Raw genomic sequence first — 18,066 nt, forward strand, 5'->3', positions numbered from 1 at the left:
ATTTGCCTCCTCACTCTGCGTAACCCACTTAGAATCCGGCATCCTGCAGTGTCTGGCAATTGAGATTTCAGCCGTTCGAGTTTAGAAAAACTGTATGGCTACTTTGAACCGCGTCCATCTCAACGGCTTGCGCGCCGTGGAAACCGTTGCCCGCCTGGGCTCGCTTGCGGCGGCGGCCAGCGAGCTCAACGTCTCGGTCAGCGCCGTCAGCCAGCAGATCAACCGGACAGAAAAGCAGCTCGGCCGGGCGCTGTTCGACCGGACGCCAGCTGGCCTGGTGGCGACCGAATTCGGCACCGTCTTTACCGCGCGGCTCAGCGCCGGGTTTCGCGAACTCGCACAGGCGGTGGCGCTTGCCGATGAAAGCTCGGAGTGCACGCTGGTGGTTTCGGTGGCGCCGGCGTTCGCCTCGAAATGGCTGCTGCCGCGGCTGTCGCGGCATTTTGCCCGGCATCCGAACGTGCTCCTGCGGATCGATGCCTCGGTGCGGCTTGCCGATCTCGATCGTTCGGACATCGACGTCGCCATCCGGCTCGGCGACGGCAAATGGCCGGGCGGGCGGGCCGAATTGCTGCTGGCGCAAGAGGTGTTTCCGGTCTGTGCACCGGTGATCGCCAGCAAGCTGAAAGCGATCGAGGACCTTGCTTTGACCTGGGCGATCACCGACGAAAGGTCGATGATCAGTTGGAAGAGCTGGTTCGAAGCGGCCGGGGTGGAGCCGGTCACCTTCATGAAAGGCGCGCGCTTCACAGATCCGATGCTGTGCCTGGAATCGGCGATTGCCGGTCACGGCGTCATGCTCGGCTGGCAGTTGCTGGCCGCCGACGCGCTGGCCGACGACCGTCTCGTTGCGCCGTTCGGCATACGCGCCCAGAGCGGGCTCGGCTATTGGCTGGTGACTTCGGCCAGCAAGGGCGAAAGCCGCAAGGTCAGGGATTTCAAGATCTGGGTGCGCGAAGAGATCGAGGCGACGATGGCGCAGTTCAGGTCGCTCGAGAGCGTCAGCTAGACCTGCCGGCGTGATCGGAGTGGAAAGGTCGGTAGCGCCGGTCTATGTAAGACACAGTCCCCAATCACGGCAGGCAGGATCATGACCACACATTCGCGCGGCGTTTCCGCAACCATCGACCCGGTGAAGCTCGACAGGCTGGCGGAGGTCGCCGTCAAGGTCGGGCTGCAATTGCAGCCGGGTCAGGATCTGGTGCTGACCTCGTCTATCGCCGCGCTGCCTCTAACGCGGCGGATCGTCGAGCACGCCTACAAGGCAGGTGCCGGCCTGGTGACGCCGATCTTCAACGACGACGAGATCACTCTCGCGCGCTTCCGCTACGGCGCCGACGCCGGTTTCGACCGCGCCGCCGGCTGGCTCTATGAAGGCATGGCAAAAGCCTTCGCCAACAATGCGGCGAGGCTTGCCGTGCGCGGCGAGGATCCCTCGCTGCTTTCTTCTCAGGACCCGGCAAAGGTGGCGCGTGCCAACAAGGCGAATTCGATGGCCTATCAGCCGGCGCTTGAGAAGATCACCGGCTTCGACATCAACTGGAACATTGTGGCCTATCCCGATCAGGCGTGGGCCAAGCAGGTTTTCCCGGACGATGCCGAAGACGTCGCCGTGGCCAAGCTCGCCGATGCCATCTTTGCCGCCTCGCGGGTGGACGTCGAAGACCCGATCGGCAACTGGACGGCGCACAATGGGGCGTTGAAGAGCCGCACCGAATGGCTGAACGGCCACAATTTCCACGCGCTGCATTTCACTGGTCCCGGCACCGACCTGACCGTCGGGCTGGCCGACGGCCACGAGTGGATGGGCGGCGCCTCGACCGCCAAGAACGGCATCACCTGCAACCCCAACATCCCGACCGAAGAGGTTTTCACCACGCCGCATGCAAGGCGCGTCGAAGGTCATGTCACGAGTACAAAGCCTCTGTCCTACCAGGGCACGCTGATCGACGGCATTGCGGTGCGTTTCGAGGCGGGGCGCATCGTCGAGGCAAAAGCCTCGAAGGGTGAGGATGTGCTGCAGAAGGTGCTCGATACCGACGAAGGCTCGCGCCGTCTCGGCGAGGTGGCGCTGGTGCCGCACTCCTCGCCGATCGCCAAAAGCGGGCTGCTGTTTTTCAACACGCTGTTCGACGAGAACGCCGCCTGCCACATCGCGCTTGGCCAGTGCTACTCGAAGTGCTTCGTCGACGGCGCCTCGCTCAGCCAGGACGAGATTGCGGCGCGCGGCGGCAACAAGAGTTTCATCCACATCGACTGGATGATCGGCTCGGATAAGATCGATATAGACGGCGTCCACAAGGACAGCAGCCGCGTGCCGGTGATGCGCAAGGGCGAGTGGGTTTAAGAGCACCAGCACGCAGCCGCGCCTGTGACGCATGCGGGGTTGGCAATGGAACTCGCGGTCAAGCGCATCTATGAGCCGCCGGCGCCCGATGACGGGCAGCGGGTGCTGGTGGATCGCATATGGCCGCGCGGCATCGCCAAGCAGGACGCGGCGCTGACGCTATGGCTGAGGGACATCGCTCCAAGCGACGCGTTGCGCAAATGGTTTGGCCATGAGCCGGCGCGCTGGGTGGAGTTCCAGCGGCGATACAGCGATGAGCTCGACCGGAACGGCGAGGCGGTGGCGGAACTGCGCGCCTTGCTGCGTGAGGGCAAGGTGACGCTGCTCTACGGCGCGCATGACGAGGCCCATAATAATGCGGTCGCGCTGGCGAGCTATTTGCATGGGAAAACCACAAGCGTCTGATACGATCGATATTCATGCCGGCAGGACAGAGGGGGGCGCGACGGATCGCGGTCGGTCGGTTCTACTTCCTACCGATCGCCTCTTGATAAACATCAGGCTTGAAGCCAACCAGTATGCGATCGCCAAGTTCCAGCACCGGACGCTTGATCATCGTCGGCTTTGCCAGCATCAGCGCCTTGGCCTTCCTTTCATCCAGGCCCATCCTGTCCTCCTCCGACAGTTCGCGAAACGTCGTGCTCGCCTTGTTGAGCAGAATTTCCCAACCGACTTTGCCTGACCAGCCGTTCAGCCGATCCGCATCCAGCCCGTCGACTCTGTAGTCATGAAAGCGATAGGCAACATCATGGCTCGCCAGCCAGGAACGGGCCTTCTTGATCGTGTCGCAATTGGTGATGCCATACATGGTGATCGTCAAAAACGGATCCTCGGACCGGTCGAATCTGACGGCACCCTAAAACCGCACCTCTCAGTTTTCCAGCGGCCTTGCCGGGCATCCATGATTTTCGCCCTTGCCAATAGTAAGGAATTTCCCTAAGTGTTTCTAAGCCAACTCTGGTCACGCGGAATGGCCGAGGCAAGGAAACGACTATGACGAGCCTGCAGACCGAAAGCCCCCCGCCCGTCGACGGCATTTTCCGGGCGCTCGCCGATCCGACCCGCCGACGCGTGGTCGAGCGACTGAACCGAAGCCCCGCCTCGGTCAGCGAGCTTGCCCAGCCGTTCGAGATGGCCCTGCCATCCTTCATCGAGCATCTCAGGGTTTTGGAAGGCTGCGGGCTGGTGCATTCGGAGAAGGCAGGCCGCGTCAGGACCTACCGGCTCGCGCCGGAGCCGCTGAAGCTCGCGGAAAACTGGCTGGCCGAGCAGCGGGCGCTGTGGGAGCGCCGTCTCGACCAGTTCGACGACTACGTGCTGAAACTCAAGGAGAAAGACAGATGAACATGGCTCCGTTGTTCCAACCCGATCCGAAGCTCGACCTCGTGCTCGAACGGTCGATCGAGGCGCCGCGCGAACTGCTGTGGATGGCCTTGACGAAGCCCGAGCATGTCCGCCAATGGTTCACGCCGAAGCCGTGGATCATCACCGATTGCGAGATCGACCTGCGGCCCGGCGGCCTGTTCCGCACCCGCATGCAGTCGCCCGACGGCAAGGAGGTCAACGACAGGCGTTGCTGCTACCTCGAGATCGTCCAGGACGAGCGGCTGGTGTGGACCGATGCGCTGCTGCCAGGCTACCGGCCGTCAGGCGACCCATTCATTACAGCCGTCATATCGCTGCAATCGCGGGGCGAGGCGACGCGCTACACCGCGACCGCCATCCACCGCGACGAAGCCACGCGTAACAGCCACGAGGAGATGGGCTTCTACGACGGCTGGGGCACGGTGGCGGATCAGTTGGCGGGCTATGTCAAAACGATCTGAGCTTCTCGAAGACGGCCAGGTCATCCTCCCGGCCGCCATGCTTATTGTTCAACCTTGCAGGGCGGCTCCCGGAAGCCGGTGGTATTTCCGGCCTCAATAGTAGAACCGCTCTTCGGTGATCTTGCCGTTCTTGACCGTGTACAGACCAACCTCATCTATGGTGGCACGTTCGCCGGTAGCTTTGGGCGTTATGTCAAACTTGAAGCGCACTGCGAACTGGTCGCCGTTGACATATGGGCCCTCGACCGAGCCGCCATGCATTTCGTTGTTCTCTTGCCACCACTGGTTCTTTTGCTTCAGAGCTTCCTTGCCACGGGAGACGGCCATCGGCCCTTCCATGGCTTCGTAGCTGGCGACGTCATCGGCATTGTACTTCTCAGCAGCACCTTGGTGATCGCCCTGCTTGAGGAGCTCGGTGAAATCCTTGGCAATTTCCGTGATCGTCATGGGGGTTCCTCCTGTTAAGACGCATTGGAAGTAGCGGGTCGCGTGCTGGCCTGCCATCGTCAATCCCGAGACAGCTGACATGCCATGTCAGGATGATGAATATCTTGGGGGGCTCTACATCCCGGCCAAGGCATCGTCTTGGCCGTTCAATTGCCAACGTGCGCGCTCGCGGTAAATCCCCTTGCCGATTACACTGTGGATCAGCACAAAATCCCGGACTGTCCAGCCAATTGGATCAATCGACCGTTCGCGAATCCTGGGGACACGGACTTCGTCACGAAGCAGCGTAACATGCGGTTCAATGGACTTCGTGAGAAAGAGCTTTAGCGGGCTGTCGGAAATCAGAGCGGTGAGATTGCGCCAGAATTCTTGGAGCGCTGGATTGCTGTCACCGTTGCGCAGAACCAGCGAACCACCACCAAAAGCCGTCAGGCGATCGAAAGAAATATCGAACGGTTTTGCAACGATCATCGAGCCGATATGCCGAGCGATTTCAACCAGCTTTTCCGGATACCCATCATGGTCACCGAGGCCGACGAGCGAGATATGGATGTGGTTCTCCGGAACAAACCAGCCTTGCAGCCTTAACTCTCGATTCAAGGCGATAGCCTTTCGCGCCAAGGGACCAGCGACCGCGCTCTCAGCCAACATGGCAAGAATATGCGGTCGTCGAAACGTCGCTTGGTCCCCTCCCATCGGAAAAAGGTCTGGCCGTTGTTCGACGAATGCAGGTTGCCCACTCATAATTGATCTCTCGTCCGGCAAATTGTATCCGACCGAGAAATTTAGAACAGACAGAGAACTCGTCAAATCGAAACGCAACGGGCGCTGAATGCTTTCCGCGCCAACACCCGCGATTTCAGCGGTCGAGGAAGCCCTGCCGAGCAGGAATTCGAAGTCTGCGCCCCGTTGCCGATAATGTGGGAACACTCCGGTTTTCTGGAAGTTGAAAATCAGACTAGCTGGGCAGCATTGGGCAGTTGGCGCCGCGGCGCAGGCTGATATGCGCCACATCGCCGACGCTGAATTGAAAACCCTCTGTCGGGCGTGGCGCGTCGATCACCACCTGTGTCCCCTGCCCCAGCTCTGCATGAAGACGCAAGGTGCGGCCGTGGAAGACGATGCTGTTCACCCGCACGGGGACAGTGCCGGCCGTGGCCTCGGTCGTCGCCAAAAGATCCTCCGGACGCACGCCGATGGTGCGCAACGTGCCCTCGCCAGGCAATTCGCCCGTCTCCGAAACCGCTTCCAGCGGCAGGGCGCCGGCGGCGAACCGCAAGCGCTCGCCGTCGCGGCCGACAAAGCGCGACTGCAGAAGGTTCATCGTGCCGATGAAGCTGGCGACGAATTTGGTGGCGGGCCGGTCGTAGAGGGTCGCCGGCGGCGCGATCTGCTCGATGCGGCCCTTGTTCATGACGACGATGCGGTCAGAGATCGACAGCGCCTCGGTCTGGTCATGCGTGACCATGACGAAAGTGGTGCCGAGGCGCGACTGCAGGCGCTTCAACTCGACCTGCATCTGTTCGCGCAGATGCGCATCGAGCGCCGACAGCGGCTCGTCGAGCAGCAGCACGCGCGGTTCGCAGACTATGGCGCGGGCAAGCGCGACGCGCTGGCGCTGGCCACCCGACAATTCGGACACGCGGGCGCCGAGCTTGTCGGCAAGGCCGACCATGTCGAGCGCTGCGCCGACGCGCTTTGCCTGTTCGGCACCGGCGAGCTTGCGCAGCGACAAGCCGAAGCCGACATTTTCCGCGACGTTCATGTGCGGAAACAGCGCGTAGTCCTGGAATACGGTGTTGACCGGACGGTCGAAGGGCCTGAGCGCGCTGATGTCGCGCCCTTCGAGCAGGACTCTGCCGCTCGACGGGCTTTCGAAACCAGCGATGACCCGCAGGCTGGTGGTCTTGCCGCAGCCGGACGGTCCGAGCAGGGTCAGGAACTCGCCGCGCGAAATATCGAGATCGACGGCGTCGAGCCCGACGATGCCGCCGGGGAAAATCTTGGAGACCTTGTCCAGCCGGACGAGCGGATCAGGCGCCATCGCGAACCTCGGACGGCTTGGTGGTGTTGACCCACAGGATCTGGCAGCGCTCGCTGCCCGGATTGCGGAAGGCATGCAGCAAGGTGCTCTTGAAGGCGAAGCTGTCACCGGCCTTCAGCCCGTATCTCGTCGAATCGACCACCAGCTCGACCTCGCCCGAGAGGACGAAGCCGAATTCATGGCCGGCATGGGCGTAGGCTTCGGCGGTGCCGCCACCGGCTTCCACCGTCACCAGCATGCCGGTCAGCGTGGCAGCCGGCGGCGACAGCAGCGCCTTGGCGATGCCTTCCGACTTGACCGGGATCTGACGCCGGCTGTTGGCGCGCACGCAATAAAGATCGTTGCCGGCATCGTTGCCGTCAACAATCAGCGCCGACGGCTCGATGTCGAGGGCGGCGGCAAGCGGCCAGATCACTCGCACCCGCAATGACGACATGCCGCGCTCGATCTGGCTCAGCGCACCGATCGAGACGCCGGCTTTGGCGGCGAGTTCGGCCAGAGAGAGATTGCGCTCCAGCCTGAGCGCCCGCACGCGCCGGCCGACCCTGACGTCGGCGTCGTCCTTCGGCTTCTCAGCCGCTTCATCCAGCATGTCCATTCGTTCGTCCTTATTTGGTAAGGTTTTCCCTCCCCTTGTGGGAGAAGGTGGATCGACGCGAAGCGCCGAGACGGATGAGGGGTGTTGGCCGGAGTGCCGTCGGTGCCATCTGGAACACCCCTCATCCGTCGCCTTCGGCGACACCTTCTCCCGCAAGGGAGAAGGAAGTGCGAACTCAGCCGCCTGCCTTGACCTTCTCGAACATCTTGGCGAGTTCGTCATTCTGTTTCATCGGCCCGGTAAAGATCGTGGTCTTCAGCATCACCTCGGGATCGGAAGGTAGCTGCAGTTTCTCCAACTCCTCCTCCGGCACGGCGGCGAAAGCCGAGCTGATCGAGCTGCCATAGCCGTAGGCCTGGATCAGATACTTTCCGGAATCCGTCTCCAGCCGGCTGTTGATGAAGTCATAGGCTAGGTCGACGTTCTTGGCGTCCTTGAGCATGACGAAGCCGCAAGCCCAGGTCAGCATGCCTTCTTTCGGCTTCATGAACTCGACAGGCACGCCCTGCTTCTTCAGCGAGGTGGCCGAGGCGTTCCAGGTCATGGCCGCGACCAGCTGCCCGCTCGCCAATGCCTGTTCGACCGAGGTCATGTCGGTGGTGTAGTTCGAGAGCAGCGGGCGCTGCTCGCGAAGTTTTTCTGCCACCTTGTCCATCTGTTCCGGTGTCATGTCGAATGGATTGACGCCGGCGAGAAGGGCTGCCACCACCGGTGTGTCGTGGACGGCATCGATGGTCGCCATCCGCCCGGCATATTGCTTGTCCCAAAGCAGGTTCCAGCTGGCTTCCGGGTTCTTCACCAGATCGGTGCGGTAGAGGATCGAGGTGTTGCCCCAGTCCCACGGCACCATCCAGACCTTGCCGTCGCCGGCCTGCAGGTCGGGCAGGTTCTTGAAGACCGGGAAGATCGAATCCCAGTTCTTGATGCGCTTGGTGTCGATCGGCTGCAGCAGGCCTTCCTTGTTCCAGCGCGCCACCTTGTCATAGCATGGGTGCGCGACATCGGGGTGGAAGCCGGCCTTGACCTTGGTGAAAGCGTCATCGTCGTCGCCAAACATCGAGGCTTCGACACCATCGGGGTGCGCGGCGAGGAAGCTCTTGTTGAAGTCGGGCAGTTCATAGCCCGACCAGGTGAAATATTGCAGCTTGTCGCCGGCAAAAGCGACAGTCGACGCAAGCGCCAGCGCGAAGGCAGCCAGTCCGGTTTTCGCTGTCTTTGCCTTTATCGATTTCAGCTCGAATGCCATTGCAGTTCTCCTCTTTCGGTTTCTTCTGGTTTTGACAGGTTGGCGGGCGCTGACCGCCGGGTGGCAGCAAGCCCGCGATGGCGAAGCATTTCGGCGAGTGCGGCGATGAGGAACGACACGGCCAGGATCGAAGTGCCGAGCGCCATGACGGTCGGCAGCGATTTCGGGAAGCGCAGCTGGCTCCAGATATAAAGCGGCAGCGTCGGCTCGGTGCCGGCAAGGAAGAAGGCGACGATGAACTCGTCGAAGGAGGTCAGGAAGGCCAGCATGAACGCCGAAATAATGGCCGGCAGGCTGAGCGGCAGCATCACCCGTCTGAAGGTCGTCCAGTCGGAAGCGCCGAGGTCGAGCGCTGCCTCGCGGATGGTCTTCGGGATGGCGGCGAAGCGGCTGCGCATGACCACCACCGTCGTCGGCAGCGCCACCAACACATGGCCGAGCACAATGGCAATGCGCGACGGCCCAAAGCCGGCGAGGTTGACCAGGATGAGCAGCGATATGCCGACGATGACGCCTGGGATCAGGATCGGCAGCCGCGCAATGGCACTGATCGTGGCGGCCAGCGGCGAGCGGCCGTAGAGGTCCATATAGGACACGGTCACGCCGCAGAGTGTTGCGCCGGTGGCGGCAATGGCGCCGATGACGAGGCTGGTGGCAAGCGCGCCGGACAGCGCCGAATTGCCGTAAAGCGTGCCGTACCATTCAAGCGTGAAGCCTTGCAGCGGAAACGCCGCCTGGATTGAATCGTTGAAGGAAAACAGCGGGATCAGCAATATCGGCAAATACAGGAATATCAAATAGGCAAGGACATAGGCGCCAAGCCAGCCGCCGCCCTGTTTTGCATCGACCCGCGCCGCGTTCATGTGCGGCTGCCGTATCGGCGGTCGGCGAAGCGCACCACCAGCACCACGGCGAGGATGACCAACATGACGGCGACGGCGAGTGCGGCGCCGAACGGCCAGTCATTGGCCTTGCCGAACTCGGCCTGGATCAGCGTACCGATCATGGTGCTGGCCGGGCCGCCGACCAACGCCGGGGTGACATAGTCGCCGACGGTCGGCACGAAGACGACGAGGGCCGCCGCCAGCACGCCCGGCATCGAATTGGGCAGCACGATGCGGCGGAAGCTGGTGAACGGTTTTGCGCCGAGATCGGAAGCGGCTTCGAGCAGCGATTTCGGGATCGTGTCCAGCGCCACATAGATGGGCAGGATGGCGAACGGGGCATAAGCGTGGGCAAGCGTGACGACGACCGCTGCCGGCGTATTAAGGAAGGCCAATGTCGGCTCCGACCAAATGCCGCTTTCGATCAGCGCCGAGTTCAGCACGCCATTATAGGCAAGCACGATCTTCCAGGCGAAGACGCGCAGCAGATAGCTGGTCCAGAACGGCAGGGTCAGCAGGAGCAACAGCAGCCCGCGTCGCCGCCCGGCATGAAAGGCCAGATAGTAGGCGACAGGATACGCCGTGACGACGGTTGCCAGCGTCACCACGCCGGCGATGCTCAGCGAGCGCAGCGTCACCGTCCAATACAGCGGATCGGTTGCCACGGTGACGAAATTAGCAAGGGTGAAACCAGCCCCCAGCAGCGAGCCGTCATTGCTGCGGAAGGCGAGGAAGAACACAAGGCCAAGGGCGAAAAGGATCAGCACAAAGGTGACGAGCCCGCCCGGCAGCAGCATGGCGAAGCGGAAACCCGGCGAAGACCGGGTTTCCGGCAGCGGCTGCGTTGCGGCGATGGTCGACATCGACTGCCTATGGCAATTTGAAATCGACTAAGCTTTTTTCATATTCGTGAAGCTGTCAAGCTGTTTCACGTCGGGAATGAACGTCAGCGTTCGAAGGCGTCCAGCATCCGGTACCAGGCGATGGTCGCGGCAACGCCGACCTGCCGAAAGGCGTGAAACGGAATCGGCCGGATCGGCGAGATCGGGAACGGCAATTGCCTGGTGTCGCCGCTCGACAGATAGGAGGCGATGCGCTCGCCAAGCGCGGTCATCAGGCCGATGCCGCGGCCCTGGCAACCGACGACCGCCAGCAGACCCTTCTCTGGCTCGTGGATATGCGGGAGATGGTCCGGCGTCATAGCCACCCGGCCGAACCAGCGCTTTTCAATGGCCACGTCGGACAGCGCCGGGTAGAGCCGCAGCAGCGCGCGTTCCAGATGCGCCCAGTCGGCCGGGCCGTTCGGCAAGGCCATGCGGCCGCGCCCACCAAGCACCAGCCGGCCGTCGGCACTCTTGCGGTAATAGACGAGGATGCGGCGCGAATCCGAAACCGCCTGCCCCTCCGGCAGGATCGCCGCCGCGAGATTGGACGATAGCGGCGCTGTCGCGATCTGAAAGGAATGCAGCGGGACGATCGTCTCGGCGAGGCCGGGAAGCAGGCCGCCGGTATAGGCGTTGGTCGCCAGGACGACCGCCCTGGCCTTGAGTTCGGCGCCGCTTTCCGTGGCAACGTGCCAAATACCAGCATCCTTGCTGATCTGCATCACGTTCTGGCGCTCGGCGATCTTTACGCTTGCCGCTGCAGCGACGCGCGCCAGTTCCGACGTGTAGGCGAGCGGGTCGATGACGCCGGCACGGCGATCGAGCCAGCCGCCGAGATAGCCTTGCGCGCCGGTCATCGTCGCGATCTCCGTCCCGCTCAGCAACCGGACATCGGCGCCCCGCGCCCGCCACTGCCGATCCCGATTCGCCGCCGCTTTCAGCGCGGTCTCGGTGTGCGCGGCCTGAATCCAGCCATTGCGAACGAACGGCACCGCCAGTTTTTCGTCGCGGATCAATTCGAAGACGGCGTCCGCCGTCGAGGCGGCAAAGTTGACGAGCGCCTCACCGCGTTCGAGACCAAAATGCTCCAGCAGCCAGTCCGGATCGTATTTCAGGCCAGGAATAACCTGACCGCCGTTCAGACCGGACGCGCCGCTGCCGATTTCGCCGGCCTCCAGCACCTGGACGGCAAGGCCGAGCCGGGCAGCGTGCAAGGCCGTTGACAGCCCCATGATGCCGCCGCCGACGATGACGACATCGACGCATTGGCCGGCTGGAACAAGCGACTGGAACGCCGTGGCTGTCCGCGGCTTCTGCCAGATTGGGTCGGAAAACCGTAAGAGCAAGCGTCACCTGGAGACTTCAGTAGGTGAAAAACCCTAGCGACGGTTTCATTATTTTGAAAGAGCGTTTTCCGTCGCCGTTGGCGCACGTCAGGCTCGATCAAGGTCCAGCGATGCGAAGACCCAAAGAATTGACAAAGCTCGCCCTGCAAGCGGGATAGACCTTTGGCGGGAATTTGTTGAAAGTGCCGCGGCCGAAGGACAAGACAACAGGAAATACAAGCCATGACGAACGCCACACATTTGCCCGCCGAAGGCCTCTTCGTGGGCCGCGCCCGGGCGAGCGATGCTTCCCATCCGCTGGTGGTCACGGTGCGTGACGGCACGGTCTTCGACATCACGTCAAATGTGGCACCGACCGTACGCGACGTTTGCGAATTGCCGGATCCGGCAGCGCACGTCCGCTCGGCAAAGGGGCGGCCGATCGGCCCGCTCGATGCCATTGCGGCCAACAGTTTCGAGACAGCGCGCGACCCGGGGAAACCGTACCTGCTGTCCCCCGTCGACCTGCAGGCGATCAAGGCGTCTGGCGTCACCTTTGTCGTCAGCCTGCTCGAACGGGTGATCGAGGAGCAGGCGCGCGGTTCGGCGGAAAAGGCCGACGCCATTCGCGCCGACATCGCCGGGCTGATCGGCCACGACCTGTCCAAGCTCAAGCCCGGCTCGCCGGAGGCGATGGAGATCAAGGCCAAGCTGATTGCGCGCGGCGCCTGGTCGCAATATCTGGAAGTCGGCATCGGCCCCGATGCCGAGATCTTCACCAAATGCCAGCCGATGGCCTCGGTCGGCTTCGGCGCCGATGTCGGCCTGCATCCGGTTTCGACATGGAACAATCCGGAGCCGGAGATCGCCATGATTGCGGCCAGCAGCGGCAGGATCGTCGGGGCGACGATCGGCAACGACGTCAATCTGCGCGACGTCGAGGGGCGCTCGGCGCTGCTGCTCGGCAAAGCCAAGGACAACAACGCTTCGGCAGCACTTGGCCCCTTTATCCGGCTGTTCGATGAGACATTTTCCATCGGCGACGTGAAGCAGGCGATCGTACGGTTGAAAGTCGAAGGCGAGGATGGGTTCTCGCTGGAGGGCGCCAGTTCGATGGCCGAGATCAGCCGCTCGCCGGAAGAGTTGGTCGCCGCCGCCATGGGGCCACATCACCAATACCCGGACGGGCTGGCGCTCTATCTCGGCACGATGTTCGTGCCGTCGAAGGATCGCGGCGAAACAGGCAAAGGCTTTACCCACAAGGTCGGCGACATCGTCACCATATCGTCGGAGAAGTTCGGTGCCTTGGTCAACCGCGTGCGGCTGTCGCCCGACTGCCCACACTGGACCTACGGCGCCAGCCATCTGATGCGTGACCTCGCAAGGGCCGACCTCATCTAGTCCCCCAGCCTCACATCCGATAGATCTAGAATTCTCTGATTGGAAATTACCTGCTCGTCGGCATTCGGGAGAGTCCATTGATCGTCGCTCTTGAGGGCAAGACCCTTGTCGTTACCGGCGGGACGCAAGGGCTTGGCGAGACCATCGCCCGGCTGGCCTCAGCCGGCGGCGGCGAAGGGATCGCCATTGTCGGCCGCAATGCCGAGCGTGGCGCACGCATCGCCGAAGAGCTTTCACGACCAAGCCGGCCCGTCGTCTTCATCCAGGCCGAGCTTGGAGATCCGGCCGCGCCTGCAGCTGTCATGGCGGAAGCGATCAAAAGACTCGGCCGCATCGATTGTCTGGTGAACGCCGCGGCCCTCACCGACCGGGCCTCGCTGGAAACTGGCACAGTCGACGACTGGGACAGGTTGTTTTCCGTCAATGCGCGCGCGCCGTTCTTCCTCATGCAGGCGGCCGTAGCCGACATGAAGACACGGCGGGCGGCGGGCGCCATCGTCAACATACTGTCGGTGAATGCGCATTGCGGTGCGCCGGACCTTGCCATCTATTCCGCCACCAAGGGCGCGCTTTCGACGCTGACCAGAAACATTGCCAACGCGCATCTTTCCGATCGCATCCGCGTCAACGGCATCAACATGGGCTGGGTAGCGACGCCGGCCGAACAAGAGATGCAGGCGCGCACGCTGGGCAAGGGCGAAAACTGGGCAAAGATCGCCGCCGCCGGCCTGCCGCTTGGTCGATTGCTGACCATGGACGAAGTCGCCCAGCTAACGCTGTTCCTGCTCAGCGACGCCTCCGGGCTGATGACCGGGACGCTTATCGACCTAGAGCAATCCGTGCTCGGCGCGCCGCCGCGCGGCATTGCGTGACGGTCGCAGGGCCGATCGTCGGCCGCCCGGAAAATATCAGCCAAACTGATGCAATCTGATGGGATTGCTGATGGCGTCGTGCTTTGCGCCAACGTCCATTGGCAATCGAGGCTTGCCATCGATCGAAAAAGGGAATGCTCTAATGCGCCCAGGTCGACGCTGGCAAAATGCGACCACCGTTTTGGCCGCGCACGGCTTTTCGCGGTGATCGTCGTCGGAGGAGGAGTTCGGTTCAAATGGGAGGAAATCAAATGCTGACGAGCCTAAGACTGCTTGTACTTGGCTTGGTGGTGGCGCTGGCCATTCCGGCCGCGGCACAGGCCAAGACGTTCTACTGGATTTCGCATGGCGGCCCGGCCGATCCGGTCTGGACCTACTTCCTTGCCGGCGCCAAGCAATGGGCGGCGGACACCGGCAACACCGTCAACACGTCGTTCCACAATGGCGACGTGGCGTCGCAGCAGGAGGCTGTTCGCGCCGCGATTTCCGCCAAGGCCGACGGCATCACCACGACCAGTCCTGATCCGGGCAGCCTTGTCGAGATCGTCAAGGAAGCGCGGGCGGCGAACATCCCGATCATCAACTTCAACACGCCCGACCCGAAGGCGGATTTCAACGCCTATGTCGGCGGCGACAACGTTACCTTCGGCAAGCATTGGGCGCAGTATCTGGTCGACAAGGGCCTGGTGAAGAAGGGCGACTTCGTCTGGATGCCGGTCGAAATCCCCGGCGCCACCTATGGCGTCCAGGAAGAGGAAGGCATCAAGAGCGTGTTCGAGCCGCTCGGCATCACCTACGAAATCACCGAAGCGACGCTCGACCAGGCCGAAGTGATCAACCGCATGGTCGATTACCTCACCGCCAACAGGGCCAAGGTCAAGGCGGTTATCGGTCTCGGCGACCTGGTCACCGGTTCGATCAAGCGAGTGTTCGACCAGGTCGGCGTCAAGCCGGGCGAAATCCCGGTCGTCGGCTGGGGCAACTCGCTCGACACCACCCAGGAAGTGCTGAACGGCTACGTCAATGCCGCGCAGTGGCAGGATCCGCAGGCGACCAGCTACGTCGCGCTCTCGCTCGCCAACATGGCGGCAAGCGGTATTCCGCCAGGCTTCGACGTGATCACCGGCGCGCTCTACGAGAAGGACACCGCCGCGGTATACGACAAGATCCTGTCCGGCAAATAGGTCCGCGATCGAGTTGGTCACGGCCGCTTCGGCGGCCGTGACCGTCTCATCATTCCGCCGAACCGCTTGCGGTCTCGGCCAATCCAATCCTATCGCGGGTCCAAGGTGGAAAATCGTTCTCTTATCCAACGCTCGATCGCGCGGCCTGAGTTCGGGCCGTTCGTGCTGCTCGTCATCGAGATCGCCGTGTTCTGGGGCATCAACCACGACTTCCTGTCGCCGCAAAACATCTCGAACACGCTGGCCTTCACGGTCGAACTCGGGCTGATCGCGCTGGCGATGACGCTGTTGATGACATCAGGCGAATTCGACCTCTCGGTCGGCTCGGTGTTCGGCTTCTCGCCGGTCCTGATGTGGACCTTGTTCAACAGCGGCGTCGCCTCGCTCGAAGCCGCCTTCGTCGTTGCGCTGGTGGTCGCTGCCTTCATCGGACTGGTCAATGGCTGGTTCGTGACGCAGCTCAAGATCCCGTCCTTCCTGGTGACGCTTGGCATGCTGCTGGTGGTGCGCGGCACCGCTTTGTTCGTCACCAGCGGGTTTCCGCAGCGGACCTGGAGCGCCGAGGGCAGCTGGCTGGCGGAAGCCCTGGTCGGCGATTTCTTCATCGGGCCGTTCCGTATCTATATGTCGCTGTTCTGGTTCATCGCCGCCGCAATCGCGCTCGGCTACGTGCTGACGCAGAGCCGGACCGGCAACTGGATCCAGGCGGCCGGCGGCAACCCGAGTGCTGCAAGGGCGCGCGGCGTCAATGTCAGCGGCGTCAAGATCGGCCTGTTCATCCTGTCGTCGATCCTGGCCTCGCTCGCCGGCGTCATCTCCTCGCTGCGTACCTCGGCGGCCAACCCCAACAGCGGTACCGGCTACGAGCTCGAAGTCATCGCCATGGTAGTGATCGGCGGCACGGCGCTGACCGGCGGGCGCGGCACAATCATCGGCACGGTGCTCGGTATCCTGATCCTGCGCGTGATGCGCAACGGCATCGTGCTGATCGGTGTGCCGGGCCTTGCCTACAACATCTTCATCGGCGCCATCATCCTCGGCATGATGGCGCTCCACTCATGGCTGGAACGCCGGCATCAGGCAGGGACTTGAGACGATGGTCGAGCCACTGATCCGCATGACGAACATCCGCAAGTCCTATGGGCGTGTGCAGGCGCTGGTTGATGCCAATTTCCATGTCAACGAAAGAGAGATCGTCGGACTGCTCGGCGACAACGGCGCCGGCAAGTCGACGCTGATCAAGGTGCTGTCGGGCGCGGTCCCGCTGACCAGCGGCGACATCTTTATCCGCGGCAAGAAGGTGAATTTGCGCAGTACCAGCGACGCCATCGCCCATGGCATCGAGACGATCTACCAAGATTCCGCGTTGGTGACGCAGCTGTCGATCGCCCGCAACCTGTTCCTTGGACGCGAGCCGATCAAGCCGCCGCGTTTCCTCAACCGCATGGACCAGGAGGCGATGAACGTGGTTGCCCGTGACCTGCTCAAGCAGGTCGGCATCTCGAAGAACATCCCGCCGACGACGCCGATCGGCTCACTCTCCGGCGGCGAGCGGCAGGCGGTGGCGATTGCGCGCGCCATGCATTTCGACAGCGACCTCATCATCCTCGACGAGCCGACCAACAATCTCGGCGTCGCCGAAACACAAGGGGTGCTGAGCTTCGTGCGCAGTGCGCGCGATTCCGGCCATTCCTGCATCTTCATCGCCCACAACATCCATCATGTCTTCCAGGTGGTCGACCGCATCGTCGTCATGCGCCGCGGCAAGGTGGTCGCCGACGATATCGACCCGAAGAAGACCAGCGTCGCCGAAGTCGAGCGCGTCATCACCGGCATGTCGGACAAGGAGATCCGTGACGCGCTGGCCGAGGGCACGCAACGGCCCGGCTGAGCAGCCGGGCCGGGCTTATCGTCGAGGCACTGGATCGCATCGCCACATGGTTGCGACATGAAAGCCACCGTTTCGGATATTGCCAGGAGCTGCGGCCTGTCGACCGCGACGGTCGACCGTGTGCTCAACAACCGGCCGGGGGCGAGTGCCGCCAACCGGCAGCGCGTGATGGAGGCGGCCAAGCAGCTCGGCTATCTGCCGGTCGTCGACCAGGTCGCGTTGCCCTCGCGGCCGGCACATCTCGAATTCTTCCTGCCGATGGGCAGCAATGCCTTCATGGCCGATCTGGCCAGGCACATCGAGGATTATGCGGCGCGCCTGCCGCTGGTCGCCTCCTGCCGCATCCACAAGCTCGCCGGCATCTCGCCGAGTGCCTTGCAGATGGCCGTCGAAAACCTCTCGCTCAAGGCGAACGGTGTCGGCGTCATCGCCATCGACCATCCGAGAACGCGCAACATCTTGCGCGAGATCGTCGAGGCCGGCATCCGCCTGGTCACGCTGGTGTCCGACGTTCCCGGCGCGCCGCGCTCAGCTTATGTGGGCATCGACAACAGGGTGGCCGGCCGCACTGCGGCGCTGCTGATGGGACGGTTCCTCGGCGGCCGCCAGGGCCATCTGGCGATGGTGGTCGGCTCACGTTCCTATCGCGGCCACGAGGAACGCGAAATGGGCTTTCGCTCGGTGCTCGGCGAGGAGTTCCCCAATCTGACCGTCACCAGCGCCGTCGAGATCAACGACGAGCCGGAGGTCAGTTATACCGCGACCATGAAGGCGCTGCACAACGAGCCGGAGCTGCTCGGGATCTACTGTATCGGGGCCGGGCGCTCGGGCGTGGCAAAAGCATTGCTCGAAGCCAGGCCGCGGACGAAGCCGGTGTTCATCTGCCATGACCTGACGCGCGAGACGCGCGGCTATCTGGTCGACGATCTGCTCGACGTCGTCATCGACCAGAATGCGCGGCTGATCGCCGAACAGTCGGTCATTCGCCTGCTCGGCTCGATCGCCTCGTCGGCGCCCTATCTGACGCGGAAATTCATCGAGCCGCGCCTGATCTTCAAGGAAAATGTCCCGGTGCAGTGATGTCGTGCGGGGGCGATGGTCGCTCGGGCCTTGATCG

General features: G+C 62.8%; 20 protein-coding genes. 11 read left to right on the forward strand and 9 right to left on the reverse strand.

The window, feature by feature from the left end:
- Positions 1-94: 94 nt before the first annotated feature.
- The 3 genes from NKH17_RS11030 to NKH17_RS11040 all read left to right on the forward strand — a co-directional run bounded on the left by NKH17_RS11030 (position 95) and on the right by NKH17_RS11040 (position 2,752).
- Positions 95-1,009, forward strand: coding sequence for a LysR substrate-binding domain-containing protein (locus NKH17_RS11030; protein WP_502910590.1), 915 nt, complete (start codon positions 95-97; stop codon positions 1,007-1,009).
- Positions 1,010-1,090: 81 nt separating this feature from the next.
- Positions 1,091-2,347, forward strand: coding sequence for an aminopeptidase (locus NKH17_RS11035; RefSeq protein WP_352895888.1), 1,257 nt, complete (start codon positions 1,091-1,093; stop codon positions 2,345-2,347).
- Between the two features lie 39 nt (positions 2,348-2,386).
- Complete coding sequence (locus NKH17_RS11040; protein WP_352895891.1) at positions 2,387-2,752, forward strand: DUF488 domain-containing protein; 366 nt, start codon at positions 2,387-2,389, stop codon at positions 2,750-2,752.
- A gap of 61 nt (positions 2,753-2,813) precedes the next feature.
- Here NKH17_RS11040 and NKH17_RS11045 read toward each other — a convergent pair whose 3' ends face one another.
- The gene (locus tag NKH17_RS11045; RefSeq protein ID WP_352801413.1) at positions 2,814-3,167 is read right to left on the reverse strand and encodes an ArsC family reductase; all 354 of its coding nucleotides are present in this window, start codon (positions 3,165-3,167) and stop codon (positions 2,814-2,816) included.
- Positions 3,168-3,340: 173 nt separating this feature from the next.
- Between NKH17_RS11045 and NKH17_RS11050 the strand changes: the two genes are divergently transcribed.
- Both NKH17_RS11050 and NKH17_RS11055 read left to right on the forward strand, forming a co-directional pair.
- On the forward strand, positions 3,341-3,691 hold the full coding sequence (locus NKH17_RS11050; RefSeq protein WP_254820403.1) for an ArsR/SmtB family transcription factor: 351 nt from the start codon (positions 3,341-3,343) through the stop codon (positions 3,689-3,691).
- Positions 3,692-3,693: 2 nt separating this feature from the next.
- A complete protein-coding gene (locus NKH17_RS11055) occupies positions 3,694-4,173 on the forward strand; it encodes an SRPBCC family protein (protein ID WP_352505457.1) in 480 nt (159 codons plus the stop codon).
- A gap of 93 nt (positions 4,174-4,266) precedes the next feature.
- Here the strand turns inward: NKH17_RS11055 and NKH17_RS11060 are convergent, their stop codons facing one another.
- The 8 genes from NKH17_RS11060 to NKH17_RS11095 all read right to left on the reverse strand — a co-directional run bounded on the left by NKH17_RS11060 (position 4,267) and on the right by NKH17_RS11095 (position 11,622).
- Positions 4,267-4,620 (reverse strand): SnoaL-like domain-containing protein, encoded by a 354-nt coding sequence (locus NKH17_RS11060; protein ID WP_352895895.1) that lies wholly within the window; start codon positions 4,618-4,620, stop codon positions 4,267-4,269.
- 114 nt (positions 4,621-4,734) lie between these two features.
- Positions 4,735-5,550, reverse strand: coding sequence for a 2'-5' RNA ligase family protein (locus tag NKH17_RS11065; protein ID WP_352895898.1), 816 nt, complete (start codon positions 5,548-5,550; stop codon positions 4,735-4,737).
- 28 nt (positions 5,551-5,578) lie between these two features.
- Positions 5,579-6,664: an ABC transporter ATP-binding protein gene (locus tag NKH17_RS11070; protein ID WP_352895901.1), complete on the reverse strand. Its 1,086-nt coding sequence runs from the start codon at positions 6,662-6,664 to the stop codon at positions 5,579-5,581.
- Positions 6,654-7,262, reverse strand: a complete 609-nt coding sequence (locus NKH17_RS11075) for a cupin domain-containing protein (RefSeq protein WP_254820400.1) — start codon at positions 7,260-7,262, stop codon at positions 6,654-6,656. Before NKH17_RS11075 ends, NKH17_RS11070 begins: the two co-directional genes overlap by 11 nt.
- A gap of 175 nt (positions 7,263-7,437) precedes the next feature.
- Positions 7,438-8,508, reverse strand: a complete 1,071-nt coding sequence (locus tag NKH17_RS11080) for an ABC transporter substrate-binding protein (protein WP_352895905.1) — start codon at positions 8,506-8,508, stop codon at positions 7,438-7,440.
- Positions 8,493-9,371, reverse strand: coding sequence for an ABC transporter permease (locus tag NKH17_RS11085; RefSeq protein ID WP_352895907.1), 879 nt, complete (start codon positions 9,369-9,371; stop codon positions 8,493-8,495). The genes NKH17_RS11080 and NKH17_RS11085 overlap by 16 nt, the downstream gene beginning before the upstream one ends.
- Positions 9,368-10,255 carry an ABC transporter permease gene (locus tag NKH17_RS11090; RefSeq protein ID WP_352895910.1) on the reverse strand — a complete coding sequence of 296 codons (888 nt, stop codon included), beginning with the start codon at positions 10,253-10,255 and terminating at the stop codon, positions 9,368-9,370. The genes NKH17_RS11085 and NKH17_RS11090 overlap by 4 nt, the downstream gene beginning before the upstream one ends.
- Before the next feature lie 83 nt (positions 10,256-10,338).
- Entirely contained in the window at positions 10,339-11,622 is a 1,284-nt protein-coding gene (locus NKH17_RS11095; protein WP_352895913.1) for an NAD(P)/FAD-dependent oxidoreductase, read from the reverse strand.
- A gap of 222 nt (positions 11,623-11,844) precedes the next feature.
- Here NKH17_RS11095 and NKH17_RS11100 point away from each other — a divergent pair, with 222 nt between their 5' ends.
- The 6 genes from NKH17_RS11100 (at position 11,845) to NKH17_RS11125 (ending at position 18,029) form a co-directional block, all read left to right on the forward strand.
- Positions 11,845-13,002, forward strand: a complete 1,158-nt coding sequence (locus NKH17_RS11100; protein WP_254820395.1) for a fumarylacetoacetate hydrolase family protein — start codon at positions 11,845-11,847, stop codon at positions 13,000-13,002.
- 77 nt (positions 13,003-13,079) lie between these two features.
- Positions 13,080-13,874 (forward strand): SDR family oxidoreductase, encoded by a 795-nt coding sequence (locus NKH17_RS11105; RefSeq protein WP_352895915.1) that lies wholly within the window; start codon positions 13,080-13,082, stop codon positions 13,872-13,874.
- Positions 13,875-14,125: 251 nt separating this feature from the next.
- Complete coding sequence (locus tag NKH17_RS11110; RefSeq protein ID WP_352895918.1) at positions 14,126-15,058, forward strand: substrate-binding domain-containing protein; 933 nt, start codon at positions 14,126-14,128, stop codon at positions 15,056-15,058.
- A gap of 105 nt (positions 15,059-15,163) precedes the next feature.
- Positions 15,164-16,150, forward strand: coding sequence for an ABC transporter permease (locus NKH17_RS11115; protein WP_254820392.1), 987 nt, complete (start codon positions 15,164-15,166; stop codon positions 16,148-16,150).
- Positions 16,151-16,154: 4 nt separating this feature from the next.
- The gene (locus NKH17_RS11120; RefSeq protein ID WP_352801405.1) at positions 16,155-16,949 is read left to right on the forward strand and encodes an ATP-binding cassette domain-containing protein; all 795 of its coding nucleotides are present in this window, start codon (positions 16,155-16,157) and stop codon (positions 16,947-16,949) included.
- A 57-nt stretch (positions 16,950-17,006) separates the two neighbouring features.
- Positions 17,007-18,029, forward strand: a complete 1,023-nt coding sequence (locus NKH17_RS11125) for a LacI family DNA-binding transcriptional regulator (protein ID WP_352476602.1) — start codon at positions 17,007-17,009, stop codon at positions 18,027-18,029.
- Positions 18,030-18,066: the final 37 nt, after the last annotated feature.

The organism is Mesorhizobium sp. M1334 (assembly GCF_040317995.1).
Taxonomy (GTDB): domain Bacteria; phylum Pseudomonadota; class Alphaproteobacteria; order Rhizobiales; family Rhizobiaceae; genus Mesorhizobium.